General features: G+C 70.9%; 23 protein-coding genes. 8 read left to right on the forward strand and 15 right to left on the reverse strand.

The features are described 5' to 3' along the window. Positions 1-31: 31 nt before the first annotated feature. Genes C1N81_RS04010 through C1N81_RS04020 form a run of 3 tightly spaced genes read right to left on the reverse strand, consistent with a single transcriptional unit; the run spans position 32 to position 4029 of the window. A complete protein-coding gene (locus C1N81_RS04010) occupies positions 32-1048 on the reverse strand; it encodes a replication-relaxation family protein (RefSeq protein ID WP_394426811.1) in 1017 nt (338 codons plus the stop codon). After that, positions 1045-3510, reverse strand: a complete 2466-nt coding sequence (locus tag C1N81_RS04015) for a type IV secretory system conjugative DNA transfer family protein (RefSeq protein WP_394426813.1) — start codon at positions 3508-3510, stop codon at positions 1045-1047. The genes C1N81_RS04010 and C1N81_RS04015 overlap by 4 nt, the downstream gene beginning before the upstream one ends. A 21-nt stretch (positions 3511-3531) precedes the next feature. After that, the gene (locus tag C1N81_RS04020) at positions 3532-4029 is read right to left on the reverse strand and encodes a hypothetical protein (RefSeq protein WP_394426815.1); all 498 of its coding nucleotides are present in this window, start codon (positions 4027-4029) and stop codon (positions 3532-3534) included. Between the two features lie 399 nt (positions 4030-4428). On the opposite strand from C1N81_RS04020, the gene C1N81_RS04025 reads away from it, so the two are divergent. Continuing rightward, on the forward strand, positions 4429-5007 hold the full coding sequence (locus C1N81_RS04025; RefSeq protein ID WP_394426817.1) for a hypothetical protein: 579 nt from the start codon (positions 4429-4431) through the stop codon (positions 5005-5007). 199 nt (positions 5008-5206) lie between these two features. Here the strand turns inward: C1N81_RS04025 and C1N81_RS04030 are convergent, their stop codons facing one another. From C1N81_RS04030 to C1N81_RS04085, 12 genes are all read right to left on the reverse strand, one after another. Then, a complete protein-coding gene (locus C1N81_RS04030; protein WP_394426819.1) occupies positions 5207-6664 on the reverse strand; it encodes a peptidoglycan DD-metalloendopeptidase family protein in 1458 nt (485 codons plus the stop codon). Continuing rightward, on the reverse strand, positions 6657-7334 hold the full coding sequence (locus tag C1N81_RS04035; protein WP_394426822.1) for a hypothetical protein: 678 nt from the start codon (positions 7332-7334) through the stop codon (positions 6657-6659). Before C1N81_RS04035 ends, C1N81_RS04030 begins: the two co-directional genes overlap by 8 nt. 75 nt (positions 7335-7409) lie before the next feature. Then, a complete protein-coding gene (locus C1N81_RS04040) occupies positions 7410-9791 on the reverse strand; it encodes a hypothetical protein (protein ID WP_394426824.1) in 2382 nt (793 codons plus the stop codon). Then, positions 9788-12394, reverse strand: coding sequence for an ATP-binding protein (locus tag C1N81_RS04045; protein WP_394426826.1), 2607 nt, complete (start codon positions 12392-12394; stop codon positions 9788-9790). The genes C1N81_RS04040 and C1N81_RS04045 overlap by 4 nt, the downstream gene beginning before the upstream one ends. 40 nt (positions 12395-12434) lie before the next feature. Further along, positions 12435-12998, reverse strand: coding sequence for a hypothetical protein (locus C1N81_RS04050; protein ID WP_394426828.1), 564 nt, complete (start codon positions 12996-12998; stop codon positions 12435-12437). Next, entirely contained in the window at positions 12995-13327 is a 333-nt protein-coding gene (locus tag C1N81_RS04055) for a hypothetical protein (RefSeq protein ID WP_394426829.1), read from the reverse strand. The genes C1N81_RS04050 and C1N81_RS04055 overlap by 4 nt, the downstream gene beginning before the upstream one ends. Before the next feature lie 20 nt (positions 13328-13347). Next, positions 13348-14466, reverse strand: a complete 1119-nt coding sequence (locus C1N81_RS04060) for a conjugal transfer protein (protein ID WP_394426831.1) — start codon at positions 14464-14466, stop codon at positions 13348-13350. After that, positions 14463-14729, reverse strand: coding sequence for a hypothetical protein (locus tag C1N81_RS04065; protein ID WP_394426863.1), 267 nt, complete (start codon positions 14727-14729; stop codon positions 14463-14465). The genes C1N81_RS04060 and C1N81_RS04065 overlap by 4 nt, the downstream gene beginning before the upstream one ends. Positions 14730-14921: 192 nt before the next feature. Then, entirely contained in the window at positions 14922-15872 is a 951-nt protein-coding gene (locus tag C1N81_RS04070; protein ID WP_394426833.1) for a hypothetical protein, read from the reverse strand. A gap of 1528 nt (positions 15873-17400) precedes the next feature. Beyond that, positions 17401-19020, reverse strand: a complete 1620-nt coding sequence (locus tag C1N81_RS04075; RefSeq protein WP_394426835.1) for a hypothetical protein — start codon at positions 19018-19020, stop codon at positions 17401-17403. A gap of 715 nt (positions 19021-19735) precedes the next feature. Then, on the reverse strand, positions 19736-19873 hold the full coding sequence (locus C1N81_RS04080; protein ID WP_364985979.1) for a hypothetical protein: 138 nt from the start codon (positions 19871-19873) through the stop codon (positions 19736-19738). 199 nt (positions 19874-20072) lie between these two features. Further along, on the reverse strand, positions 20073-20765 hold the full coding sequence (locus tag C1N81_RS04085; RefSeq protein ID WP_394426838.1) for a GntR family transcriptional regulator: 693 nt from the start codon (positions 20763-20765) through the stop codon (positions 20073-20075). A 216-nt stretch (positions 20766-20981) separates the two neighbouring features. Here C1N81_RS04085 and C1N81_RS04090 point away from each other — a divergent pair, with 216 nt between their 5' ends. From C1N81_RS04090 to C1N81_RS04120, 7 genes are all read left to right on the forward strand, one after another. Continuing rightward, positions 20982-21629, forward strand: coding sequence for a WhiB family transcriptional regulator (locus C1N81_RS04090; RefSeq protein ID WP_394426840.1), 648 nt, complete (start codon positions 20982-20984; stop codon positions 21627-21629). Then, positions 21626-21910 carry a hypothetical protein gene (locus tag C1N81_RS04095; protein WP_394426842.1) on the forward strand — a complete coding sequence of 95 codons (285 nt, stop codon included), beginning with the start codon at positions 21626-21628 and terminating at the stop codon, positions 21908-21910. The genes C1N81_RS04090 and C1N81_RS04095 overlap by 4 nt, the downstream gene beginning before the upstream one ends. Beyond that, the gene (locus tag C1N81_RS04100; protein WP_394426843.1) at positions 21907-23454 is read left to right on the forward strand and encodes a DUF2637 domain-containing protein; all 1548 of its coding nucleotides are present in this window, start codon (positions 21907-21909) and stop codon (positions 23452-23454) included. Before C1N81_RS04095 ends, C1N81_RS04100 begins: the two co-directional genes overlap by 4 nt. Before the next feature lie 227 nt (positions 23455-23681). Next, positions 23682-24404, forward strand: coding sequence for a hypothetical protein (locus C1N81_RS04105; protein WP_394426846.1), 723 nt, complete (start codon positions 23682-23684; stop codon positions 24402-24404). Continuing rightward, positions 24401-24721: a hypothetical protein gene (locus C1N81_RS04110; protein ID WP_394426848.1), complete on the forward strand. Its 321-nt coding sequence runs from the start codon at positions 24401-24403 to the stop codon at positions 24719-24721. The genes C1N81_RS04105 and C1N81_RS04110 overlap by 4 nt, the downstream gene beginning before the upstream one ends. Before the next feature lie 32 nt (positions 24722-24753). Next, positions 24754-25164, forward strand: a complete 411-nt coding sequence (locus C1N81_RS04115) for a hypothetical protein (RefSeq protein WP_364985968.1) — start codon at positions 24754-24756, stop codon at positions 25162-25164. After that, on the forward strand, positions 25161-25455 hold a 295-nt coding region (locus C1N81_RS04120), incomplete at its 3' end, for a hypothetical protein (protein ID WP_394426850.1). The genes C1N81_RS04115 and C1N81_RS04120, both read left to right, overlap by 4 nt.

Raw genomic sequence — 25455 nt, forward strand, 5'->3', positions numbered from 1 at the left:
CTGCTTCCTTCAAGGCCGCCTCAGCGGCAGCTCACTTCGTGGAGAGGTAGAAATCGGTGGCGGCGGGCCGGGCGGACGGTGTGCCCCGCAGCAGGGGCGTGAAGATCGGGGCGCAGGGCCCGTGCTGCTGGAGCTGCTGCAAGGTGGTGACGCCGATCGCGATGTCACCCTTGAGCCGGCTCAGGCGGACATCCGCGGACGTCCGCGTGTAGAGGTCCTCCGTCCGCGCCGCCAGCCGCTCCGGCCGGCGGTCCGGCTGGCCCTCCCGGGGCGGGGCAGCGTCCAGGACCACCAGCACCCGGGGAAAGACCGGATAGTTGTACATCCAGGCCGGCCGGGTCGCGTTCGGAGAGCGGCGCGCACGGTCCTGCCCCTGCGGGACGTACTCGTACAGCCGGCCGTACGCCTGGAGCTTCGCGGCGAGCCGTGCGGAGGTCATCGTGGCCCGGTCCAGCTCGACGAAGAAGCTGAGCATGGTGCGCCGCCCGTTCTCCACGTGGACGTAGTTGAGCACGGCGTCGCTGATGACGTGGTCGTCCTCGAAGCGTCGCTGTCCGTCGCGGATGCGGTTGGCGACCTCGGGGGTCCAGTCCAGAGCTCCGCACTCGTGCCCGAGCCGACGGGCGTGCTCGACGAAGGCGACTCCGACGTCGTTGAGCGCGAGGGTGTGGGCCTGACGTGCGCCGGCGACCGACTCGGGCGTCACCCGGTAGGGGCGGATGGGCAGTTCGCCGGCTTCCTCGACGGAGTCGGCACCGAGCTCGGTCAGGAACCACAGGAACGGCTTCGTGCGGATCCGGCCCGGCCCCGCACCGCCCCCCTGCGCCCGGACCCGGCTCACCAGGCCCGCCTTGTGGAGCTCGGCGAGCTGCTTGCGCAGATAGTAGGGACGATCGGCCCGCCGCTCGGGCGGGCTGAGCAGCACGTGCAGCTGCTGGGTCGACAGGACCCGGTGCTGGTAGAGCAGTTCCAGGGCCTGGCGTCCGATGGTGTGGAAGCTGCGCGTGCGGGAGGGCGCTGCGGGAGCTTCGAGAAGGTGCAGGGTCATCCGAACCTCGACTCGTTGGGCTTGGTGTTGAGCTGCCGGACGTTGTCCGGGGTGTCGTCGGGCTGCGCGCCGCTGACGACGGTGCCCGCGCTGTCGTGGACGCGCGGCTTGTCCGCGCTCGCGGAGGCCGGCCCGGGGGTCGGACCGGCGGGGCCGCCCGGGTCGGGCGGGGCCGTCTCGTCGCCGTCCGGCTCTTCGGGCGGTATGTCGTCCACGGGGTCGTCATCGTCCGGCGGCACGTCGAGGGTCACGATGAACTGGCGCAGCCGCAGGTCCAGGCGGCGCAGGTCGGTGAGGATGTCGCGGACCGGGCGGCGCTGGAGGTTCTCGTCGATGGCCCGGCTCAGCCGCTCCTCGTTCTGGGGCCGGCAGTAGTCGGCGTAGAGGTCCTCGACCGAGGCGCCGCGCACGCGGAAGGGGTCGGTCTGGCCCTCGCCGAGCGTCACCGACATCACGTAGTGGTAGCGGTTGAGCTGGGCGATGGTGTCGGGCGACACCTTCTTGCCCCAGCGGCGGGTGACCAGGGTGGCCTCGTCGACGTCGGACGCCGTGGTGGAGAGGATCGACAGGTTCTGCAGCAGGCCCTGGCGCGTGGTCGGGCTCAAGCGCTGTGCCATCTGCGTCATCGCGAGGAGCTTGACGTTGAACTTCCGCAGCTGCTCGGTGATCTGGGCCAAGGTGCCCTTCGACGCGCCGTCCACGCTGGTCAGCTCGTCGATGAAGGAGAAGAAGTCGCGGCGCTGGTCGGCGGGGGTGTCACGCCGGGACAGCCCGGCCCGGAACAGGTCGTAGATCAGCAGGGAGCTGATGATGCGGTCCACGTCGCCCGTGCCCGCCGGGCACACGAAGACGATCTTGCCGGTGTCCATGGCGTGCCGGATGTCGTACGTTGAACGGCTCGATCCCAAGAACGCCTTGATCGCGTTGCTCGACGACAGCCGCTCGATGATGTTCGTGACGACCGGCACGGCCTCCTTGGAGTAGGAGGGGAAGATGTTCTCCCAGTAGTCGCGCACGTCCTTGGGCAGGTAGGGCAGCACCTTGGTGCGCCACACGGCGTCGGTGAGGATGGTCCTGATCTGGAAGACGGTGGGTGCCAGGTCGGGGCGGCCGGCGCGGCAGACGTGCCACGACAGGTACACCAGGGACTCGACCGCACGGGTCAGGATGGTCTTGGCACGGCCGGCGGAGTCGGACCAGTTCAGCGCGGCCGCGAAGCCCGTGACGATGTACTGGACGATGTCGGGGATCTCGGCCTCGCGCCGGCGCTCCATGGACAGGGGGTTCCAGGAGCCGACCATCTTGTCGAGCTCGGGGGAGGTCAGGTCGATCTCCCAGATCCGGTCGGCCAGCTCCTGGTGGGCGAGGTAGGGCCGCGCCCGCGCCCATCCGTCGCCGTGCGGGTCGAGGAAGAGGACGCCGAAGCCGTTGTGCGCCAAGGCGATCGCTTGAACGAGGCTCATCTCGGTCTTGCCGAAGCCGGACTTGCCGAGGAACAGCGCGAACAGCAGGTACTTCAGCGGCACTCCGGCCAGGCGCTCCCCGCCGCCGGACTTGGCCACCCAGCCCAAGGGCAGCAGGCCCTGCTGCCCCGTCCACGTGGGCAAAGCGGCGGGCGGCGGGGGGACGACCCCGCCCGAGCGGGCGATGTTGGCCGCGCTGTTGTGCTTGGTCGGCGGCTTGAGGAGGCCGGCGATCTCCTGTGCGGTCACCCAGGAGTTGCGGCGCGGGGTGAACACGCCCGTCTCGAAGCGGCGGTCGAACCTGTTCCGGTACATCCAGTGGTCGGCCCGTACGCGGGTGATGCCCAGGTGCAGGCCGACCGGGCGGAGGTAGTTGTCGCCGGACCACGGCTCCAGCGCGGCGAGGACCTGCTCGAGCAGGACCCGGGCCCGGTCGGCGTCCCGGGCGCCGGTACGGACGAGGAGCTGCAGGGAGAAGACCGGCTCGGCTCCGGGAGCGAGCTTGCCCATGGCGGCCTTCATGTCGGTCATGCGATGGGCGCGCTGTGTGTGGTTCTGCGGTCGGGGGCGCGCAGCGCCGCCCTGGTTGCCCTTCATCTCGGAGGCGATCTCGGACATCACCGCGCCCAGATCGAATCCGAAGCGGTTGGTGCGCTGCGGCATGCCCGGGATCGCCGGGCCGTCGGCGGGGTTGCGGCGGGCCTTCGCCAGCAGCCGACGGCGACGGCTTCCGACGCGGGACTTGGCGACAGGGACGAGGTCCAGGACGACGTCGGCGCTCTCGCCGAGATCCTCGCGGACATCGGCGACCGCGTTGGCCAGGGCCTCGAGCGGGTCGGGGTCAAGGGGCACTTCGCGCAGGGCGAGGTGGTCGGGGAGGGCCAGGGCGAGTTCAGCCCGGGCGTAGTGCATCTCCTGGGCGGGCTGCTCGCGGGGGCCCGCCTCGGGCTTGGTCAGGTCGACCGGTGTCGTGTCTATCAGGTCGGGAGCGGTGGTCATGATCTTCCGTTCTGCGGTGCGTCAGGAGGCGGACTGGGTGCCGAGCCGGATCTGGGGACGGTCGCGGGGACCAGCTCCGCCGGCCTGGACGGGCCGCATCTCGACCTGGGCGTAGCCCTGGTGGCGCAGCACCGACATCGCCTTCGCCGGGCCCTCGACCCTCATCGACAGGGCCCCGCCGGCGGAGGTGAAGCGGACACGGACCGCGGTGCCGCGGGGCGAGGAGACCAGCCAGCGCGAGACGCTCTTGTGGGCACGGGCCACCTGATGACCGAAGCGCACCACCTCTTCGATCTTGGGATCGAAGCCGGTCGTCGGCAGGACTTCCAGCGCGGTCCGCTCGGCCATCGGGCCCCGGGAGAGCAGCCAGCGGACGGCGGCGATCGTGCCGCCGATGCCTACGGCGAGCACGGCGACCCACCAGGCGTTCTTCAGGCCCCAGTTCGCCACCTGTTCGGCGTGGCCGGGGAGGTCCTGCAGGACCCCGATCGTGCCGTCGATGAGGTCGGTCGTGGTCATCGCGCACCATCCGCGCGCGGGCCGGCAGACGTCCGGCCGCAGGGCGCGGCGCGGTGGGGGGACAAGGGGAGCACGGTCGGCACCTCCGAGGCAGACGAGTCTTTCGCCTGCTACAGGTGTTGGGAGATCTCTCGGTGTGACACAGGTGCCGGAAAATCTTCGCCCGGCTCCACAGCTCGATCCCGTGGCCGATCCCCCGGGCGCTGTCGGCAGCGACCGCTATGCTCGACGCAGCGCACCTCGCCTGTGCGCGCCGCCCCGGGCCCACCCCCGGGATACCGGTGAACCGTGCTGCCGCGCGGGTGCGAGCGACGACCGGTGCCCTCTTTCGAACCGCGCACCCTGGCCATGCTCGTGGTGGGACGAACCGCAGCGCCAGGACGCGACGAAGGAGAAGCGATGGCCCCGTCCTCCGGCAACACCACCAACCAAGAGCGGATCGCCCGGGCGCTGAACCGCTCGACCGGCTGCGGCTACCAGAAGGCCCTGCAGCGCGTAAAGGCCGCGGCCGACGCGGGCAAGCTGCCCGCCAAACTCGACCAGGCCGGCCGCGAAGAAGCCGTGCGCATGCTCACCGAGAACCCCGCCCAGCCCGCCCCGGCCCCGGCCGGCGTGGCGAGCGGCCCGTCCTCCCACACAGAGACCCCCGTGGTGATGCCCGGGCTGGTCCGCGGAGGCCTGGACAAGACCGTGGCCGTGATCGACACCGGTGCCCTGGCGCAGCCGGGCTACCGGGTGCTCCCGGTCGACCTGCACGAGTCGCCGTCGCTCACCGGATTGATGGTCGAGACGCACCAGGCGATGGAGGCACACCGGAACTTGCGGAACAAGGAGCGAGTCGTTGACGCCATGCGGGCGCAGCGGGACCGGGGGCTGAACCCGTACCTCCTCCCCACTGTGCCGCAGGAACTGCTGAACCAGGCGGAACGGCTGCTGGAGCAGACCCGGCGGCTGCAGCGGAGCGACGAGCCGCAGTGAACCGCCGCCGCCGGCCGACCACGCTCAGGCCATCGGCAGGCGCTCGCGTCCGCAATTGGCGGAGATCTCGTTCGGCACCTCTCTCAGCAACCTGAGATGAGAAGGGCGGCGCTCCTGCATCCTTCGGCGAGATCTGCTCAAGGTTCCGGTGCGACCGGCGCCACCGTCCCGTCGGGGAAGGTGGCGCCCGGAGCGTCATTCAGATCTTGATGCCGTGACTGCGGAGGTACTTCAGCGGGTCGATGTCCGACCCGTACTCGGGACCGGTGCGGATCTCGAAGTGCAGGTGGGGCCCGCTGACGTTTCCCGTGGCGCCGGAGGTGCCGATGCGCTGGCCCCCGTTCACCTTCTGGCCCGCGGAGACAGCGAGCTTGGACTGATGCGCGTACTGGGAGTACTTTCCGTCCGCGTGCTTGATCACAACCTGGTAGCCATAGGCGTTGGACCAGCCGGCGGTGACCACGGTGCCCGGGCCGACCGCGCGGATCGGAGTGCCAGTCGGCACGGGGAAGTCGACGCCGGTGTGGTAGCCGCTGGACCACATCGAGCCCGATTCGTGGTAGGCCGTGCCCATGGTGGTGTCGGTGACCGGGGCCACCCACTTGCCGGACGTGCCGCTCGTCGACGGCTCGGTGTAGGGCGGGCGCTTCATCACCAGGATCTGTGACGTCCAGTAGGACAGGGGCTTGATCCGGACGGTCGCGCCGGTGTGCGGGGCATCAATGGCCTGGCTGTTCCCGATGTACATGGCCACGTGCTCGGGGGACGAGGCGCTGCCGCCGGAGAAGAGGAGGTCACCGGGGCGCAGGTCCTTCACGGACTTCACTTTGCTGCCGACGTTCACCTGGTCGTAGGTGGAGCGGGGCAGGTTCACCCCGATCGTGCTCCAGGCGTACTTGACCAGGCTGGAGCAGTCGCAGCGGTTCGTCCCCGTGAAGGGCGGCTTGCACTCGCCGCCGAACAGGTAGGGGGTGTCCAGGGCCTTCTTCGCCGAGGCGACGACCTTGTCGAGGCCGCCGGAGACCTTGCCGTCCGTGGGCGCGGCCCACTTCTCGGCCCGTTCCCGGATCTCACGGACGTATTTGCGGGTCTCTTCGTAAGGGGGGATCCCGGAGTACTTCTGCACGGCGTAGGCGCCTGCGTTGTACGCGGCGAGCATGTTGTCCACGACGTCGCCGGGGACCTTGCGCACGGCGTTGGCGAGCTTGCAGTCGTAGGACACCATCGCCGGGACGGCGTCTTCCGGCTCCAGCGGGTCCTTCTTCCTATCGTGGTTGCCGTCGATGCCCTCGTCTGCCCAGGTGTCGGGGATGAACTGCGCGATGCCCAGGGCTCCGGCACCGCCGTCGGGCGGGTTCTTGCGGAAGCCCGACTCCTGGAAGAGCTGGGCGGCTATGAGCGACGGGGTGACCTCGGTGCACCCGTACTTGGCGACGGCGTTGAGGATGATGGGCCTCAGCCAGTCAGGCACGTCCGCGGTGTCCGAGATCCCTCCTCCGAACCCCGCGTCCTCCATGGCGCTGCTGGTGTTGTCCTCGCCGATGGCGGAGGAGAGCGAGAGCACCGCGGTCATGAGGAGGCCGAAGACCAGCAGGAGGGCGAGCAGGAGGCCGATCACCAGCCGCCTGCCGAGTTTCGACTCCTTCTCCTCAGACATCGGGCAGCCCGACCACGCGCCAGGTGCCGTCGGTGCCTCGGCGGAGCTTGAGCGCGACGTGCTGCTCCGACGTAGTCGGTGCGCCGGCCGCCGCCTTCTGTGTCACCGTGTAGAGGACCCGCGCGAACCCGGAGTCCTGGGTCGGCGCGGGAGCGCCGTCCGGCAGCGAGACCCGCTGGACCGATGCGGTCACCTGCACCCGGCCGGACTTCCAGCTCTGCCACTGCTGGGCGCCGGCGCTGCCGCTCGTGCGGGTGCGCAGGTCCTGCGCGAGATCGCCCGCGGCGTGGTCGGCCGCGCGCCGGGACGCGTCGTCGTACGAGGTGTCCTTGCCGGGCCGTGCGTCGTGGCTCGCCCAGGCGACCACGAAGGCGCGGGCCGCGTCCTGCATCGGCTGCGGCACCGGCCGCGGCTCCGCCGGCGTGACGGATGGCGCGGAGGAGGACGACGCGGCCGAGGGGGTGGGCGCCGGCGCGCGCCGATCAGGAGCGCCACGGTCCGGAGTTCCGTGGGATGAGGCGGCCGCGGTGGGCGCCGGAGCGCTGGTGGCCGGACGCTCACCGCCGCCCGTGCCCAGCAGCAGGGTGGCGCCGACGACGGCCAGCACCGCCGAGGCGGCGAAGAGCGCGATCGTGCCGCGTCGGGCGCGCTTGTCGTCGGATTCGGGCATGGGAGTCCCCCGTCGGGTGGTTCGGATGCAGTGATCTGGGCGGCCGGGGCCCCGGGTGGCCCCGGCCGCGGGTGCCTACGGCCGTCGCTTGGGCGGGCCGGCCGGGCGGGTGGCGCGCCGCACCGACTTGGGCGCCGGCGTGGCCGAAGGCGCAGGGGTGGGCGGGGTAGGCATCGACGGCACCGTGGCGGGCCCGGCCGGCGGCGACTTAGGGGCGGCCGGTGGCGTGGTGCCCGGGACCTTCGCTGCGATGGCGCCAGCCCGGGTTCCGGGCGGAGCCGAGGACTTGGGGTTCGGCTGGATCGGGGCCAGACCGAGATTCACCTGGGCTTTGGTCCCGGTCTGCGCGACAAACCGGCCCGCCGTTGCGACGTTGCGCTTGTACTCGGCACCGAAGTCCTTGGCCTCCTGGACCTTCTTGTCGACCGTGCGTGCCTTGACGGCCTTGAGCTGCCCGCGCACCTCGTCGGCACGGGACTTCGCCGCCGCGGCGCCCCGCTTGGTCGCGGCGACGCCGCGCGGAATGCCCACCGGCGCGCCGACCGTGGCCATGAAGGCGAACTTGCCCGCCTTCGCCCCGTACTTCGCTGTGGCGGCGGCTGCCTTGCCGGTGGCCATGGTGGCGCGCCCGCCCCTCGTCTGGGACATCTTGTTGGCGGCGGCCGTTGACAGTCGCTTCTTCAGCGTCTGCTTGGCCGCCTGCTGGGCTGCGACCTTCGCCGCCGCGCTCGCACCGCCGGTACCCACGGCGGCCGCCGCGTTGGTGGCGAGCCGCGCCGCCGCCCGCACGCGGCCGGCTTTCCGGTTGGCCTGGGGCGAACCCACCCAGGCGTTGCGGGCGGACTTCAGCCCCTTGCCCACCGGCTGGGACACCCGCCGGGCCTCGCCCCGCGCCTCGCCCCACATCTGCTTGAGGCCCGGCGCGGTCTCGGCGTAGCGGCCGGGGCTGCTGAACACGGATCGGCGGCCGGCGCCACCAACGCGGGCGTTGGCGAGCTTGCGGTTGAGGTTGACCGCGATGCTCTGGGCCGTCTGCTTGATGCGCTTGTGACCGGCCAGTCCGGCCACGGCCGTGACGTCGATGACGATGAACTTGACGGCCAGGACGTCGCCGGTGTCCGCGTCGATGAGTGCGAGGACGATCAGGATGAAGATTGCCAGGAACAAGATGGCCAGGACAATGCCGAGGACCGCCTTGGTGATCGCGGAGAACCAGCGCCACAGCGTCGCACGTCCGCCGCCGGGCAGGATGCCGGCGGCCAGGGCCCAGTGGCCGCGGATGGCCTCGAATGCCAGCCAGCCCTGCGCGGTGAGGAATCCGCCGGTGACCAGGACCATGAGGATCGCCACGATGATGGCGGCGATCGCCACGAACAGGGCAGAGAAGGCCAGATCTGCGGAGGCCCGCTTGGCCTTGGGCTTCAGGTCACCGCAGGAGTTCTCGAACTTGTCCGACGCCTTGTTGAGGGAGTCGATGAAGTTCGTGTCGTAGATCGAGTCCATCATCGCGGCGTTCCAGTAGTTCCCGCCGACCTCGTTGAGGTTGAACTCGGCGAGCTTGAACTCGCGGAACGCCTTATCACAGGACCCGTCGAAGGTCTGCCCGTAGACCATGAGCTCGTTGGGCTTGACCACGAAGGCGTCGACGAGCGCGTCGGTGATCGGCTTCGCCACGTTGTTCGGGTCCGAGCTGCCCTTGGCGCTCGCCGGGTCGTCCGACAGCACGATGGAGGCGACTTCGAGAGTGAAGTCCTTGGCCTTGCCCAGCAGACCCTCGTCCGACAGGAGCATCGTGGAACCCTGCGGCTGCGGCTGGTTGTGCTGGCCGAGCAGGACTTGGGCGGGCGAGACCAGCACGGTGGTGGTCACCGCGGCGACGACCAGGGAGACGCCGATCTCCGCGAAGCCGCGCGAGCGCTCCTTGAAAAGGATCAGCCAGCCGGAGTAGAAGCCCGCGAACAGCAGGAACAGGCCGGGCAGACCGAGCCGGTCGATGACCTGGGTCTTGATCGTGGTGGAGATGTTGTCGACCGGTCCGATCAGGACGTCGGCCAGACCGAAGTTGAGCGCCCACCGGATCAGCCAGCAGGTGAAGCCGACAACCCACTTCGAGATGCCGAACAGGCCCTGGGCGATGATGTTCCAGATCTTCAGGTCGATGTCTTTCCATCCACCTGTGTCCGTTTTGACGGTGTAGGCGGAGATCGGGACGCCGTCGCGGTCGGTGACGTTGAAGGGCTGGAGGATTCCGTCGCTGCCGTCTTTCGGCTTCTTCGTCAGGTCCTTGGCCTTGGGGCCGCCGTCGGCGGACTTCCCCGGATCGGGGGAGGCCGACGTCCCCGGCGCGGGCGTGGGATCGGCGGACGCGGTGGACGCCGGGACCAGGGTGAACAGGACCAGGAGGAGCGCGATCAGCCCCAGGCTCCGCCGTCCGGCCAGCTTCCGTGCGCGGCTCATACCAGCGCTCCGTCCGCCACCGTGGCGAACTCCGCTGCCTCGTCGTCCTCGTCCTGGTCCTGACCGGGAGTGGTGGTGATCGTGGCCGCGGCGTCCTCGTCCGCGGGAATCAGCACCTTGATCCCCGCGATCCGCTTGCGGAGGTCTCGGTACAGGCCCTCGCCGGCCCGCAGGGCGCGCTCGGTCTCACTGACGTTGAGCGGGCTGAGGTTCTCCGTGATGACCTTGAGCATCTCGGCGTCAGCCGGGTCCAGGTCGATGAACTCCAGGCAGCGCGCCGCGAGGGCCTTGCTGCGGTGACGGAAGACGAAGATGTGGGACAGCAGCGCCCGGATCTTGTCGCCGATCTCGGACTTGGGGCCGATGTCGTACGGGTCGTGGCTGCCTGCGAAAGCGCCGGCGTTGTGCTTGCGGCCGTCGGCGATGAGCTCGAGCAGCAGGTTGGAGCCCTCGGCGGACGAGGTGAGCCACCAGCACTCGTCGAGGAAGACGCCGGCGAACTCGTGAGGGTCGGCGAACGCAATCTCCCTGCACAGCGCCGTCATGAGGTACATCAGCCGCCAGCCGAACCGCTTCTCGACCTCCAGGCTCGGGAGGCGGTGTTCGGAGAGTTCCTCTTTGGTGGGCAGGCCCAGCCGGTCGACGGCGAAGACGATGCTGTCGGCGTCCGTGATCCGTACGACCGGCAGCGTGGGGTCGAAGATGGTGCGGCCGAGGTCCTTCTTCGCCAGCGACCGCAGCTTGCGGACGAGTTCGGAGGCGGCGGCGCGCACTGCGGCGTCGTTCGGCTCGTCCGGGTCGGGGGTGCGGGCCCGGTCGGCGAGCGTGTCGATCAGCGCGGTCATGCTCGGCTGGGGGCCGAGACGGGTGGCCTCGATCGCCTCGGCGAGGGTGATGCCCTCGATGCTCATCGAGCCGATGTCCAGGAGCGGGGTGAGGAAGGACTCGGTGTAGCGGGCGGCGCGCGGGCCGCGGAAGACCCGAAGGGGGTCCAGGCTGACGCCGGCGTTCTCGTCGACGTTGATGATCTGCGTGGTGCCCGGGCACGCGCTCGCGAAGCGGGACCACTCCTGCTGCGGGGTCCGGTCGATGACCAGGGCGCGGCCGCGGGAGTTCCTCTGGCCTGCGCGGTGGCCGGTGGTCAGGATGCTGTACATCGCGCACTTCATCGCCACCGACTTGCCGGAGCCGAGCTCGCCGACGAACGCGGCGGACGCGGAGGCGTTGACCCGCGGGCCGTGGGAGAAATCGACCAGCACCGGCCGTACGCCGCCGCCGTTGAGCTGGAGGCCGAAGAGGCTGCCGGCGTCGTCGCCGAGGCCGGCACCGCAGAACGGCATCGACATGGCGAAGTCGCGGGCGAGCAGGAACTGGGTGTAGTCGAGCATCGGCCGGGGCGTCTTGGTGCCGGGCAGCATGCCGTGGAAGAGCGCGACCTGGTCGCCGGTAGGCCGCACCAGCGTGTAGTCGTTGCCGCCGAAGTGGTTGGCCAAGGAGGTGGCCTTCTCGTCGGCCTCCTCGGCGGTGGTGCCCCACACGCAGGTGGCGACGGTCGCCCGGATCTCCACCTCGGTCGAGGAGGCGGTGAGCCGGTCCCTGTACTCGTCCAGCGCGAAGCTCGCCTTGTCGAGGGAGGCCGGCACACCGGAGGTCTCACCGTCGTACTCACCCCGCTGATGGGCGAGTTCGCGCTGCTGGCGCCGGCTCTTCGGCTCGGCCTTGGCGCCGGTCTCCACGTGGAGGCGCACGGCCCAGTCCACGGGGAAGTTGAAATCATCCAAAGCCGCCAGATACTCGCTGCCGGGGAAGCGGAAGGCCTCCGGCATCTCAGAGAGCACGCAGAACGCCTGGTAGGAGTCGCCGTGTTCGCTGGTGGCGCGCAGGTAGCGGCGCTTGAAGGGGTTGGTCGGGCCCTTGGAGGGGCGGTTGCCGCGGCCGCCCTCGTCGAGGATGACCTGGGTGTGGGCGGTCACCGTGTGGCCGCGGCCGCGCAGGCCGCGCGGTGCGCCGTCCTCGGGAAGCAGGGGCTCGCTCAGGCCACGGCGGGCGCTGTGCCCGTAGATCCACAGGATCTCGGCCTCGGTCGCGGGCCGCATCTTGATGCCGGAGGGCCAGCCGCCGGCCAGGCGGGTCGCCTGCTCCAGGCGCTGGCGCTCCTCCGAGACGGATATCGGTGCCACAGGCAGGCCCAGGGTGTTCATCACCTCCGCCTGCAGGGAGGAGATGACCGCGCGGGTGCTCTGCTTGAGGTCGAGGTGGGGCAGGGGGACGGCGAGGAAGTCGACGCGGCCGGTCAACTCGAGATCCTGAAGCTGGTCCAGCACCTTGAGCGACAGGTCGACGTACTCCGGGGACTGGTCGAGGTCGACGCCGGCGGTCATGCGAGTGACGACCGACGCGGCGTCGACGCTCGGGCACAGACTGAGCAGCAGGGCCTCGCCCCGCAGGCTCTTGAACAGGGACTCCAGCGCATCCAGCCGCTCGCGCTTCGTCGACTTCGAAGCGTGGGTGTAGTTCTCGGTGTCGACGCGCCACACCGCCCACACGGTGGCGGCGGTGGTCCAGATCAGGTGGCCGCTGATGTGCCGGACGGGGAGACGCATGGCGTTCTGCTTTCTGTGCTGGGGGTGGCGAGCGGGCTGATCAGCGCTCGTCGAGAGAGGCGAGGAGGGCCTGCAGCCCGGTCTTGGGCGCCGGCCGTCCGGCGGGAGCGGGCGCTGCGGCGGGGGCCGGACGCGTCTTCCGCTTCGAGGTGACCGCGGGCTTCGTGACGGCCGCCGGAGCCGCCACGGCAGCCAGCGGCTCGGCGGACCGGATGCGCACCGTGCAGGTGGCGGAGGCCAGCCGAGTACGAACAACCCGCTGCGGCTTGCCTGCCAAGCGGCCCTGGGCCGGGGTGGAGGAGTAGATGAGCAGGCTCCGCACCGCCCGGGCCGGGTCCCGGCCGTCCAGGCGCGCGTACCGCAGTACCCAGGCCAGCCCCCACGGCACCAGGACCATCAACACGAAGTTCATGGCGCCGAAGTGGGCCCACAGATCCCGGGTCATCACGAGGAGCCCGAAGGAGACGACCATCGTCATGACCTGGGTGATCGTGTAGGGCCCTCCCGGGAGCCGGCCGGCTCCCGGGAGTTTGCCGATGACCAAGGGGTGCTTGCGGGCTCGCGTGTACGAGCGCCCGATGAGCTCTTCCTCCGAGGCGCTCACGAGACCCGCCAGCCCTCACCGGTCAACGCGGGAGCATCACCCGCGACGTGGACGACAGAGACAGAAGCGGCGTCGTCCACCTCGGATCCGACCTTGCTCTTCAGGACCGAAAGGTTGCTGATGCCCCACAGCACCAGGGCAGCCAGAACGAAGGCGACGAGCACGCCTACGAAGGACCGGGTCTTCCACCAGGCCATGAGCACGGCGATGATTCCCATGACTGCAGCGGCCGCGATGACGAACGCGCGGAGCTCGCTCAGCTTGGTGTTGGCCCAGTCGAAGACCTCGCCGGCGAGGACGACGTGGTCGGGGTTGGCCACTGCGTGCATGAACGTTTCCTCTTTCTCTTTCAGGAGCCCGACGGCGAGGGAGCGGCGCTCCCGGCGTCGGTGTCGGTGGGGGTGTGCGGCGCCGCGGAGGGCGCGCTGCTCTCGCGGATGGCCGGGGCGTCGTCGACGGACGCGACCTCCCAGCGGCCGGCGCGGGACTTGAGGGTGAGCGCGTAGCTCAGTGAGACCGGGCTTCCGGCCTGGTCGGTGGCGTCGACCTGGACGAGCTGGTGAAGCACCGTGCCGTCGGCGGGTACCTTCTGCTGTCCGGCGCTGGTGGAGTCGTCCTGGACGCCGGTGACCTTGACCTCGGCGTACGGCGCAGGGCTGATGGCCTTCAGGCGCGCGCCGGGTGAGGTGTAGCGGTCGAGCTCGGACGTGCCGGTCAGGTACGCCGCCAGGAATCCCTTCGCGGTGTCGACCGCCGGGTCCGTGCTGCTCGACCCGCGATCGGACTCGTACGCCAGAGCGCCGGGCTGGAGCGCCGAGGGCGCGGCCACCTGCGCCGGCAGCGACGTCGCCGTGTATCCCGCCGTCGCGGACGCCGACTTCGCGGTGCCGCCAGCGCCTTCCGGGCCAGCGGCCTGGATGCCGACGCGGAAGTACTGGACACCCAGGTGCCTGGACTTGCCCTTGTGGTCCTGGGCGGTGACGTCCGCCGCCACGGTGATGGACCAGTAGCCGGGCTGAACCTCCCGAGAGGCGATCACCGTCGACTGCGTGGCCGTCCGGCTGCCGGGCTTCACGGATAGCGCGACGGAGCCGGAGTAGTACGGCGCCAGATCACGCTCGGTGCCCTGCCCGGCCTGCAGGTAGGCCGAGACGAACAGCTCCGCGAAGCCGGCCGGCCCCACCGGTGAGGACTGCGTCGGCGCAGCGGTCGGCTTGGCGACACCCCGGGCCGGCCCCGAGGACCCGACGAAGGCCATCAGGCCGAGGACCGGACCGGACGCCACGAGGACCCAGACGCCCAGGCGGACCAGGCGAGTGATCCCGGACAGATGCGCCGTGCTCGTCTGCCAGCCGGTTTCATCCGACCCCGACTCCGCCTCCGGTTCCTCCTGCACCTCCTCGTCCCAGACCTCTGCCTCGACGAACTGCTTCTTGTCGCCCTTCCGCTGCCGGCGCGCCCGCTTCACGAGGCCCTCCGGAGGGCCTGGGCGGTCAGGACGGTGGAGATCCGTTCCTTGAGCTCGTCAGGGGTACGGGCGAGCAGGACTTCCCACGAGGCCAGGGCAGGCTCCGACTCACGTGCGAGGAAGCCGCGCATCTGCTCGTGCAGGGCGCGGTCCATCGGCCGGCTCACCAGCGCGGCGGCGATCTTGGTCAGGTCACGCGAGGCGCGCGCCACACGGGCCTCGTCAGCGTCGAGGAGCTGTCGGCCAGTGCCGGCCGGGGACATCGTGGTCACGTCGGTTCTCCCGGAGTCGAGAAGGGTGGAGGCAAGGGGGCAAGTGGGGCGGCGCCGCGGTTGCGGGGCTCTCGCGTGCTACAGGTGCCGAGGTGGCGCGCCGTGTGACAGTGCGGCCGAGGTTTTTCGGGTGACTTCTGCGGCAGCTCGCACGGCGGGCGGACCGTGCTGCTACCAGCGGGCTCAGGCGGCAGCGCGGAACTGGGCGAGGTCGGTCTTCGCGCGCAGCCGGCGCACCGCCCGGCTGGCGTGCTGGCGCAGCAGGGCGCCCTCATGGCCCATCGACCGGGTGGTCATGTGCTGCTGCTCCGGGCGGTGCGAGGCCGACAGGTAGTACCGAGCGATGCGCTGCGCCTCGGTCTCCGTCAGCGCCCCGATCTCCACCGCCCACAGCAGCAGGTCGAGGACTTCCGTCCGCGCCTCGTGAGGCGACAGCGCCGGCTCGTCGCCCTCGACGAGCTCCATCTGCGCCGCGCGCATCAGCAGGTCGGCGAGCTCGACCGTGCCGTGGGGCGTGCCCGGGTCGTGGCTGGAGACGATGTGCGCAAACCGGGTGTGTCCCTCGGCCAGCGCGAGCGGCGCGACACCGGCCGCGAACTCCCGCAGCTCCTCCGCCTCATCGACGTAGGTGGCCAGCGTGCGCCGGGCCAGCTGCAGGGTGTCGAGGGCGATGTTGTTGAAGATGCGCCGCGGCCGCCGCTCGAGCGGGTAGGTACGCACGACTTCGAAGGCAGCCCCGAGGACCGCCGCACAGACGTCGTCCCACGACAGCCCGGTGCGCCGCTGTGTCTTGGCCATCAGCACCGCTTTGGGCAGCAGGATGCGCACCGCGATCCGCCAGGCGAGGTGCCCGTCGAAGCCCTCGTCGCCGGCCCGCTCGACCAGCAGATGCATCACCTGGTCGTGGCAGTCGTACTGGCCGCGGCGGGAGTACTCGGCGATTTTGTCGACGATGTCCTGGGGGCTGGCTGCGCCGGCGAGCACCGGGTGCTGCCCGGCCCAGTCGGCCACGCGGTCGGCGGCACGCAGGTCGCGGCACAGCACGTCCCAGTCGCGGTTCATCAGGGTGATCGTGTTGTAGCGGGTTACGGACTCGGAGGAGTCGATTACCGGGGTGAGCTGGGTGGTGGCCACGTCCGTGTCCGTCCTTTCGCGCCATCTGATCTCGATGGCGCCGACACTTCCGAGGCCCCCCTTGACCGCGGTCTGACGGCGATGCCGACGAGCCGCGGTCAAGGGGAAACCGGACCTCGATGTCCGGGTGGACAACTCCGGTCAAGGGGAGTGGTCAAGGGGGCGGCGGGCGGGTCAAGGGGGCGTGCATCGACATCGACGGTGCCGACTGGGTTGAACTCACGTCCCCCTGGATGCATCGGCGAAGGCACCGATGCACTGAGGCGGCCGGCCGCCGAGGCCGACCGACATCAGGCGCGGCACAGTGCCCTGCCGAAACCTCCGGCACCCGGGTGCCAGCGGATGCCTGCATCGCGTCGAGGCATTCCGCACGGGCGAAGTCTTGGCGGTGCTGGCCCCCGGCATCCGACCGGCGCACTCCGGCAACTCACGCGCGCGGTCCACCTGAGGCAGCGCCGCGTTGGCGAGCCCCTCGTCAAGCAGAGCTGCCGGGCCGGTCCCTCCGGTCCCTTGCTCCGGAGCCAGCCTGTTCCCGGCATGAGCAGTCCTGCCGCGCGCTCGTGCGGAGAAGTCCGCCTCCGCGGGCTGGTGTACGGGCGGAGCGTTTCCCCTTGACCACGTCTGCGGTCAAGGGGAAACACGCTCCTGGCGGGGCCCTGGTCAAGGGGGTGGACTCGAGCCTGGTCAAGGGGGAGCAGGACCGCGGCCGCGCCAGGTGGATTGTGGTCAAGGGGGGACGCCGCGGCGGCGTCGGCCCACAAGTACGGTCAGGACCGAGGCCGAGGATCAGCACGGATGCGGTAACAGCGGGGGAAGACGCGGCGCGCATCCGCGGGCCATCTGGGCGGGTGCCCGTGCCAGCAGTTCGTACTGTGTGCCGGCCGCTGCGATGCACTGCATCGAGGAGGTTCCGGCATCCGCCGGTGCATTGCATCGAGTGCCGTGCATCGCAGCGGGGGCATCGGATGCGGTGCATCCGATGCCCGATCCGCGGTGCCGTGCATCGGCTGAGCGACGCGGACCGGCTTGTGCCCGGCATTGCATCCACCTCGATGCAGGGCACTCATCGCTCACCGACATCGACATCGCACGTGCCAGGTCGAGTGCGCCGGCACGAGAGCCGGGCGGTGAAGCGCGACCGCGGCATCGTGCGGCTGACGCACGGGGGCTCACGCCACGCGATCGAGCGGGGAGCGACTGCCGATCGACGGCGCTGCGAGAAGGTGGAGGCTCGCCTGTTTCCCCTTGACCGCGCGTCTGGTCAAGGGGAAACAGCGCCGCCCGCGAGACCTGGTCAAGGGGCGCGATCGAGTCGAGGCGCAGCCGGCGCTCGAGGGAAACGATGGCGCCCCGGGGCACGGTCGGACAGCAGCCACGCTCCGAGCACAGCAACGCCATCGGCCGACGCGATGCACGGGAGTCCGTCGGCGTGATGCCGTGCATCGCGTCGCCGCGGAGTGCAGTGCATCGCGTCGATCAACCGGCTGGTGCGAGTGGTGCCGGTCCGGGCACCCGCAGCGGGATGTGGTCACGATGCGGCGCATTCGATCTGGCGGCTGCGGCACCGCACACACCGGCCGGCCGTGCCGAGTGCGGGGCGGGTGCACCGGGCACCGCCCCACCCGATGCAGACCTGCGGCATCTCGACGGGCATCGGCATCGGCGGCGTGGAGGATCCTGCCTGGTCTTCCCGGCAGAGTCGGCACAGCCCGTCTTCGGCGGCACGCTTGATCCGGAGGATCAGGCACCCACACCCCCGGCACTCGCCGCGAGGAACACTCGGTGCTGCTGTGTGTGCCGTGACCGCGGTGCCGCGGGCGGCGGGCACGGGACGCGGTGCGGGCTCCGGCCGTGGCGCATCGGCGCGGCGCCGGTCCTGGACGATCTCCTCGCACACCGAGCACCGGCGGCCGCTGCTCCATAGGACGCCGGCCTCGCAATCGAAGATCCCACAGCCCCAGTGGGGCAGAGCTACGCCGAGGAGCCACCGGCCGGGATCCTTGATCTCGTGGCTCATCGTGCGGGCGTACCGGCTGCTGAGCCGGTGCCGGAGGCGGGCGTCGTCGATGCCGGAGCGCAGCTGGCGGCCGACTTCGCGGGCGATCCGTCGCTGGACATAGACGCTGGTCTGGCGGAAGAGCCAGTGCACGGGCTCCAGGACGTCGTGGATGCGGGCGCTGATGGTCAGCTCCGGTCCGGTGTACCTGGACGGGCTGGTCAAGGGGGGTCGGTTGTCATCCGCGCGCAGCGCGAGTCCACCCTGGCCCGCAGCGTCCGGCGGTTGCAGCGCCGGGTTTTCCACACCTTCACTCACCTGTACTTCGCCTACGGCGGGTGAGTAGAGGGCTCGCTCGTCATCAGGTCGGTCAGTTCTAGGTTCTTCCATAGTCGCGAGCGATCCCGCACCAGCCGACGAACCCGATCCCTCACCAGACACAGAGGTCGAGGGAGCTTCAGTTGCGTCCGAAGCCGGTTGTCCACAGGGCGCAGTCGCCGAGGCGGCCGGGGGGATGTCGTGGGCGATGAAGCGGTGACGGCCGCGCGCCCCGGCCCGCCGCTCGACGGTGACCCAGCGCGTGGCCTCCAGCTCGTCGACGATCTCGCCCGCGGCCGCCGTGGTCAGCGGCTGGCCGGCCCGCCGCCCGCTGTGGTGGTGCAGCGCCCCTGCGATCTCCGACTCCGTCAGCGGGATCCGCTGGACCTGGGCGTAGGCGATGAGGGCGTACGCGCGCAGCTGCCGCGGGGTGAGGTCCTCGGCGGCGGACACCGGGATCCAGACGAACCGCTCGGTCGACGTCAACGGCCGGGTGCGGCGCCGGGCGGAGGTGCCGCACCCGCCGGGCAGAGAGCGACGGGTCGAGGACAGCTCGATGATGCCGTCGGGGCCGGGGCGCCTCAGCTGCGTCATTCCGCGCTCGACGGAGGCCTTCGACAGGCCGAGGTACTCCGCGATGGTCGCGGTCGCGGCCGTACAGCCTTCGGGGCGAGAGCCCAGCGCGGCGATCTTGACGTACACGCTCACCGCGACATCGGCGTACTGCGGAGTGGTGATCAGGCGCAGGGGCACCTTGACCCGCTGGCGGCGCGGCGGGCGCGCGACAGCGCCCGCCGGCGGCGGGTCGGTGGGTACTGCTGCTGTGCGGGGCACGCTTCTCCTGGCACACCGGTGCCGCGAAGGCGGCGACCTGGGCGCGCTGGGTCTCGACGGCGTCCTCGGGGACGCGCGGTCTGGGATCTGGCCAAAGGCACTCGGGCGGAAGCTGAAGGAGCGAGGCCTTCAGCTGCTACGGGTGTCGAAAAGCCCGGCGGTGTGACAGCCGGGCCGACGAAATCCGCGAACGTCCTGTGACCTGCAGGTCAAGGGGTGCTCCAGACCGCTGCCGGCCCCCTTGACCAGGCCCCGGGAGCAGCCGACTTCCGGGGCCTGCAGCCGAGGAGGCGGCATCGCTGGTCAAGGGGTGCCGTGCAGACCTGGTCAAGGGGTGGCGGGCGCGCACGCGGTGCGCCGGTGCTTCCGCTGACGCGCGAGCCGACCAGGCGCACACATCACGTGTCGGTGCCGTCACGGACGGGCGAAATATCGCCGCGAACGCCCAGCAATGGGGGCGTCCGAGCTGACAAAGGGCATGCCTGTACTGCAAGATGGACCCCGTTCTCCCGGGTCGCCCCGGGAAACGACGAACCCCTTCGGGGGGATTGCTGCTGGAGGGCAGTGATCGCCGGACCGTTTCGGTCTGGCCTTCGCTCGGACTGGGCCGCTAACCCGGGACTGAGCGGTGACGGCCGGCAGAGGAGTTGCTAGCTCCGAAGCCGGCGGAGAGGGCGAGGAGCGGCCTTTGCTAGAGGCGCCCGCCCGGTGGTTGCTACGACATGATCGACTCCCCCTTCCCGGGGGACTGCTCTGCGTACTCGGACCGGACCGCACCGGGGGAGATCCGCAGCAGTGTCACGCACGCCACGCGAAACTCGCCCGGGGTGCGGAACTGCACGGTGCTGGTCATCAGGGAACCGCCTTCTCGGTTCACCGGGCCCTGACTGGGCGCTACGCGCCTGGGCCCCGGGGTGAGGCGTAGTGGATCAAGCGGAAGCCACCCTATCCCCTGCGAGGGGCAGCGCACACGTATCCGGACCGTTGTCGTCGGGCCGTATTCGGGGCACGGAAATAGTGCGACAGAAAGGGTGTGTTGGGAGTGAAAACGCTCAACTGCCGCTTTCCAAAATGAAAGTCGTCCGATCCGCCCTAACTACCGTCAGAAGGTAGGAATTAGGGCGTTCGTTGATGAAACCCACCCTCCGGACTTCCAGGACTGTGAGGCCGTGCCCCCTGAGCAGCCTGTTCTCCTCGGCCGTCGCGGGCCGCCCGGACCAGCGGCTGATGTGCTCCGTCTCCTGCGCCGTGGCGACGGCGACGAAGGGCTCCACGGCGGCGGTGTCACCGCCGCCGGGCGCGTCGATCGCGGCAGCGGTGAGGAGTGTCTGCAGCGCCCAGGGCGTACCGGCGTGGAGCAGCGTGGCCTGGTGGGCGAAGAGCCGCTTGCCAGGCGGGACGTGAAGTGCTTCAGCTGCCCGCTCGTCGACGGTCCTGGCGCCGGCGTGCAGGTCGGCGTGGCCGAGGCTGTCGACGTCGGTGGGTCGGAGGTGGCCATCAGCGGTCAGGCGGACCTCCAGATGGGGAAAGGGTTGCAGGACCCGCGTTCTGCGCCGGGGGGCCATCTCGACGAGGCCCTCGGCCTCAAGGAGTCGCAGCGCCTGGCCCAGTGTGTTCTGCGCGACGCCGTACCTGTCGGCCAACTCCCGCTGTCCCGGCAAGGCTTCTCCGGGTGCAAACGTGCCCGTCGTGATGTCGGCGCGTAGTGCCGCCGCGGCGCGTTCGTGCGGGTGATGGGACGTCATGCCCACATCTTGCCGTACCAGCCACTGCTCCCTGGCCATGCGATCCACCGCCTCCTCCTTGCTTGACGTGATCGGCAACGCCATGCATCATCTGACTCATCTGACGCAGTCAGTTAAGTCAGATGGGGCGTAGAAAAGCAAGCGGCCCCCGGGGCTGGTATCCCCGGGAGGCCGCGGCGCCTCATCTCGCACATCCGTCACAGGAGATGAGAACGCGTGAACACCATCATGGCAGCCCACGCGCTGCCCCCGAGCCCGAACGGTGAACCGGCCGAAGCCGGCATCGCCCACTTCATCGCCGAGGCCGAGCCGCTGGACAGCCTCGTCACCGGCGGCTTCCTCGACCGCCAGGACGGCCACTACGTCGCGCAGGAACTGCGTACCCCCCAGCTGCGCCGGGCCATGAAGTACTCGGTCTGCCTGGCGACCGACCCCGACATCGGCCACTTCTACCAGGACGACGGAGAGGCGGACACCGACTGGCGGCGCCGCCGCGCCCGGACGGTCCGCGACCACTGCTCTGTGTGCCCGGTGCGCGCCGCGTGCGCCGAGCTCGCTCTCCGCGAGGGCGACACCGCCGGCATCCGCGGCGGGCTCACTCCCGAGAGGCTCAAGCGACGGCTCGCCGAGGAGCGCCGGCGGCTGGACGCGGCCGTCACCGAAGATCACCGCACTGCCCAGGAGCAGCAGGAACGCATTGCCGCGGCCCACGAGGTACAGCGGCTCGCCGCCCAGTACCTCGGCGGATCGGTCCCCGCTGACAAGCGCGAGAAGAACCGCCTCGCGGTCACCGAGGCCCTCCACCGCCGCGACGAGCTCGTCGCGGCCCACCGCCGCGACGCCGGCTGGACGGAGGCCGCATGAGCCCCGCCGACGACGGGCGCGCCCTCACCCGCGCCCTGGTCAGCTCGCTCGCCCGCCGCGACGACGCCGTCTTACTCCCCGTCCTCGTCCCGGCCGGCGCGCAGGCACCGAGCATCCACCCGCTCACCGTGCTGCTCCTGGCCCAGCTCCGCCAGGTGTCCCTCGAGCGCGATGCCTACCGGGCGTGGATCACCCAGGACCCGACGCCGCCCGGCGGCGAGCAGCTGCACACCCGTGCCGCCGACGCGGCCGGCTTCCTCGCCAGGAGGGATTCCCCGTGATCTACGACATCGTCCCCCGTGGCGGGACGGCAGCCGAACTCCTGGGCAGCTGGCAGTTCGTCCTGGGGGCGCTCGTCCTCACCGTCGGCCCGGCCATCGCCGTCCGCCGGCACCGCGTCGCCCTGGCCGCGCTCAGCGACGACGAACGCGTGGCGGCCGCCGACCGTCGCGGCCGGCGCATCGAGGACGTCCTCACCGTCGTTATCGCCACCGCCGCGGCCGCGCTGTCGGCCACCGGGCTGCGCAGGGTCGGCCGCCACCAGATGGGCCTGACCGATCCCTTCGACCTCCTGCCCTTCGTCGCCCTAGACGTCGCTGCGATGGTCTGCGGACGCCGAGCGCGCCGCCGCGCCCGCGCCGGCGAAGGCCCGGGCCTGTCCGGAGCGCTCTTCTGGATCCTCGCCGGCATCAGCGCCGTGTTCTCCGCCTCCGAGGCATCCTCCCCGCTCGGCTCCGCCGTCCGCGCCGTATGGCCGGTGCTGGCTGCCGTGCTCTGGGAGATCGGCTCGCTCGAGGAACGCCGCGCAGCCCGTGCCGGCCGGGGCCGACCCGACCGCCGCATCGCCCTGGTGCGCCTGTTCCATCCCGTCGAAGCCTTCCGCGTCGCGCTGCTGCTCGCCGCCCGCCAGGACCTGTCGCAGGAAGAGGCCACCGCCGACGTCCGCGTCGGCAGAGCTGCCTACCGCTGGTACCGGCTTCGCCGCGCACAAGAGGCGGTCAAGCACGCCGGCGGGATGACCCGCTGGGCATACCGCCTGGCCGAGATCCATGCCGACACCCGTGCCCAGCGTGCCAGCGAACGGGCAGGATGCTCCGACACCCATGTCCTGGAGCAGGTCGTCGCACGGCTGCAGATGCGCGTCCTCCAGACGGACATGGCTGGGATGAACCTGCGTACCACCAAGGCCTTCGACCAGCTCCGCGGCACCCTGATCGGCACCATCCCGGTCATCCCGCAGCAGCATGGCGCACCCCATCCTCCGGGCCCATCCCACCCGGACGGTGAGAGGAACCCGCAGGTCACAGACGGGATGGGTGGGGAAGAGGACACCCCGGACACCAGCGACGACCTCAACGACACCGGGCCCAACCCGCCAGAGGACGCGCCGCGGGATGCCCCGGCACCGGCCCAGCACAAGACCGACGACGAGGTCATGGCCGCGTTCATCGCGACCGTGCCGCGTGAGGATGACGGCACCTTCGCCTGGGGCATCAACAAGTGCGCCAGCGCGCTCGGGATCGGCAACCCCCGAGCGAGGCGGTTCCTTGAGACGCAGCACGAGTGGCTGCCTGAGGCGCTGGCCCACGCAGCGGCCGACGGCGACGCCACCGCGGATGGCCCCGACCACTTCGACGAGGCCGTCGCCGTCGGCAACAGCTTCCAGCCGGCCGACGTCGCCCGCCCCCTCCTGCTCCCCACCCACACAGCCGCCGCCGAGCAGCACCTCCTGGACGACCTCCTCGACCCGGCCGCGGGCGACGGCTACGCGCAACTCGGCAACGGCCTCCTCGTCCCCGCCGGCGCCGGCGCCCGGCAGCCCTGACTCGACGCTCCGCTCCGCAGGGCGCCGTGTGCTGCCCGCGAGCACGACCATGAGGACCACCGCCCCATGACCACATTCGATGAGCACGTCAACGAGGCTCTCGCCCTCATCGCCCGGGACCGACGGACATCGGCCCGTCCGCGCCCCGCACAGCTCGCCCGCGCAACCCGAAGGAGTCGACACCTGGCTCTTGTGCCGCACCCCGACGCTGAGCGGAAGACCGCCCGATGAGCGACACCCCCTTCACCCGGGTCCGGAGCCGCACACGGCGTACGCGCCGCGCCTCGGCGGGCCGTGTGCCCAGCGCCGCCGAGCAGGGGCACCACCGTGTCGGTGCGGACGAGAAGCTGATCCGCCGCATGCTGGCCAAGGTCGGCGCGCGCCCGGTCGGCCATGCCGAGCCCCTTGCCGACGACACCCGTCCCGCAGACCCGGCCCCGGGCGCACCGCAATATCCGGTGACCGCGGCGCCAGGCCGGCAACCTGCCGACGAGCGTTTCCCGGACCGACGACGGGCCGCGAGCACGGCCTCCGCGCTCGGCGCCTCCCGCCTGCCGGACTGGCGCCTGCCCGACAAGCCCGAACTCACCATCCCGGACGAGCACGACGAGCCGGCAGAGCCAGAGCAGGAGAGGGAGCCGGAGGACGAGGCGGTCCAGGAAGACACCGTCTCCGACCGCCCGCGGCTGCGCGACCGCGTCCGCACGTGGGTGGGCAGCGCCGCGAACGACGCAGGCGATGCCGGCGCCGGGGCGGCGCCGGGAGACGAGGCCCCCGATCCTGGAGAGTCCGATGAGAACGGCGACGAGCCGGATGTCCCGAGCCGGCGGCGCAGGGCCGAGGCACTGACGAAGACGGGACACCAGCGCCCCCGGCGGGCCGGCCGGCCGCCGTTTGCCGCCCCGGCATCGCACGGGTCTTCCGGCCGGCGCCGGATCGCCGCTCGTTGATCGAGACGATCCGGTCCACACCGCCCCAGGTCGTCTGGCTGCTCTACTCCGGGAGCGCGCTGGGCGTGGGGCTTTGGCGCGGCTGGCCCCAGTGGGTCCGCGACGGCGTCGCCTTCCTGGTCAGGGAGCATCCCACCCTCAACGACTTCTACAGCTGGACCTGCTACGGCATCGCGGCAGGCGTCCTGCTCCTGGACTACCGAGCACGAAAGTGGATCTGGCCCCTGGCGTGGGCGGCCCGGATCCCGTCCGCCTGCCTCGTCGCCGGTGTGGCGATGTACGGCGACCCCACCCCCATCTCCCAGATGACGTTCTGACATCGCCGCACCGTAAGGAACGGAAACACCCCATGAGCTTCCTCACCGGCGTCGGCGTCTTCGGAGTCGCCGCCATCCTCACCGTCGTGCTGTGGTTCGGCACGAAGGACAACGAGAACGGGAAGGCAGGCCCGCTTCCGTGGTGGGCGTGCGTCCTGCTCCCGCCCGTCGCCGGCGCGGCGTTCGTGGCCGCAGGATTCCCCTTCGACACCGTCTCCTCGCTCGTCAACGACATCATCGGCCTGATCGGGAAAGCCTTCCCGAAGCTCACGATGCCTGCGCTGGCCGGCGTCCTTGTGGCGCTCGCCCTGTTCAAGAGGCTCAGCCGCCGGGGCTTCTCGATGCTCTTCCTCTTCCTCTTCTATGTGGCCTCCGGCGCCGCCGGCCCATGGGGACAGCTGGCGGACCGCATCTCGGCGATCGCCCAGAGCATCGGCTCATGACCGCCCCGACGCACCTGCGCCCGATCCCGGACGGCGACTCCGCCTCCGGGAAGATCCCGCAGGCGGACGACGCCGGCACAACGAGCTCTCCCGCGGCCGAGGCGATCGACGACGTCCTTCCTCAGGAACAGGACGCCGATCGTGCCGGAGAGCCGGGGGAGGACGACGCTCCCCGTCGCGCGCTGGCGATGCCGGACCTTCGCCCGTACGTCGTTGTGGACCGCAGCACGGCAGCGGAGTTCGGCTCGCTGGCGGCCGAGGTCACCAGCACGGTCGGCCGCCGCATCGTGC

The sequence above is a fragment of the Streptomyces sp. SGAir0957 genome, from assembly GCF_043523415.1.